The 1,551-nt window shown below is 63.8% G+C and carries 3 protein-coding genes; 1 reads left to right on the top strand and 2 read right to left on the bottom strand.

The window, feature by feature from the left end; genetic code table 11:
- Both pyrD and EOA38_RS36205 read right to left on the bottom strand, forming a co-directional pair.
- The coding region (gene pyrD, locus EOA38_RS36210; RefSeq protein ID WP_127301471.1) for a dihydroorotate dehydrogenase (quinone) at positions 1–700 on the bottom strand (700 nt) is incomplete at its 3' end.
- Entirely contained in the window at positions 697–1,047 is a 351-nt protein-coding gene (locus EOA38_RS36205) for a DUF952 domain-containing protein (RefSeq protein ID WP_189435169.1), read from the bottom strand. The genes EOA38_RS36205 and pyrD, both read right to left, overlap by 4 nt.
- A gap of 114 nt (positions 1,048–1,161) precedes the next feature.
- Between EOA38_RS36205 and EOA38_RS36200 the strand changes: the two genes are divergently transcribed.
- Positions 1,162–1,551 (top strand): hypothetical protein (locus EOA38_RS36200; protein WP_127301469.1); only part of this gene is annotated, 390 nt, incomplete at its 3' end.

The raw sequence follows: 1,551 nt of genomic DNA, 5'->3' as shown, positions 1-1,551 counted from the left end.
CGATCCTTTTCTCGATGACCTCGGCGGCGACGTCCTCCAGCTCCGCCTCGGCGAGGTCCGGCGCGATCTTGAGGAAGATGGGCGGGTGCGCCGCCGCTTTCGCGCGTGCCGCCATCACTCGCGACAGGAGCTCGCCGAGCTGCTCGCGCGCCTGCATGTTGCGCAGGCCCGGCGTGTTGGGCGAGGAGATATTGACGGTGAGGTAGCTGGCGTAGGGCGCGAAGCGGGCCACCCCGCGCTCATAGTCGCCGATGCGGTCGGCGCTGTCCTTGTTCGCGCCGATGTTGACGCCGACGATACCCTCGCGCCCCTTGCGCGCGGCAAGGCGCTTTGCGGCGGCAGCGTGGCCTTCATTGTTGAAGCCCAGCCGGTTGATCACCGCTTCGTCCGCGGTCAGCCGGAAGATGCGTGGCTTCGGGTTGCCTCGCTGCGGCAGCGGCGTGATCGTGCCGACCTCGGCGAAACCGAAGCCGAGCTTGAGCAGCGCGTCCGGCACCTCGGCATTCTTGTCGTAGCCGGCCGCCATGCCGAGCGGGTTCGGGAAATCGAGCCCGCAAAGGCTGACCATGAGCCGCGCGTCTCGCATGGGAGGTGAGGCAACCGGCAGGCCGCATCTCAGTGCCGCGATCGACATGCCATGCGCGGTTTCCGGATCGAATGAGAAAAGCAGTTTCTGGCCGATCCGGTCGAGCAGGCTCATTCGCCCTCCAGCGCTGAAAATTGATGCGAGCCATCCGCGCCGAGCGGCAGCGGCTTAACCCAGAGAACGGCATCGAGGTCGAGCGGAGCGTAAAGATGCGGGAACAGCGCGCCTCCGCGCGACACCTCGTATTTCAAGGCCGCGCCCAGCTTTGCTTCGTCGATCGCGATCAAAAGCAGATCCGCCTGGCCGGCGAAATGCTTGGCGGCGGTCTCGCGCACCTGCGCCGCGGCCGAGAAATGGATGAAGCCGTCGGCAATGTCGATCGGCGCTCCAGTGAAGCGGCCGTTCCGCTCCGCTTCGCGCCACATGGCTTCAGGAGCGATCTTGTAGATAATCTGAGACATTGTCGCGCTATAGTCCGAACGAACCATGGGGGAAAGGGCACTTCCGAACTCTTCCCCATTTCAGGCGCAAACCTGTCATATTCTTGGCTCAACGGCTCATGGAGGATAAACAACATGCGTCTGCAGCATATCGTGATTTCGGCGGCGCTTTGCTCGCTGGTTGCGGCGTCGGCCTATTCCGAGGAGACCGACCGTTACCGGCTGGAAAAGTCGGCCAACGGCTATGTCCGCATGGACACCCAGACCGGCGCCATGTCGATCTGCGAGGAGCGCTCCGGCCAGCTCGTCTGCAAGATGGCGGCCGACGAGCGCGCCGCCTTCCAGGACGAGATCGACCGGCTGCAAGGTTCGGTGAAGGCGCTCGACGAGCGCGTCGCCAAGCTCGAGAATTCGCTCTCCGCCCAGCTTGAATCCAAGCTGCCCAGCGAGGAGGATTTCAACAAGACGATGAGCTACATGGAGCGCTTCTTCCGCAGCTTCATGGACATCGTCAAGGACATGGAC

It is taken from the genome of Mesorhizobium sp. M1E.F.Ca.ET.041.01.1.1, assembly GCF_003997355.1.
Lineage (GTDB): Bacteria > Pseudomonadota > Alphaproteobacteria > Rhizobiales > Rhizobiaceae > Mesorhizobium.
This window is presented reverse-complemented; position numbering and strand designations above follow the sequence as displayed.

Coding starts and splice junctions, on each gene's coding strand:
- EOA38_RS36205 (WP_189435169.1), bottom strand. CDS start 1,047: ATGTCTCAGATTATCTACAAGATCGCTCCTGAAGCCATGTGGCGCGAA.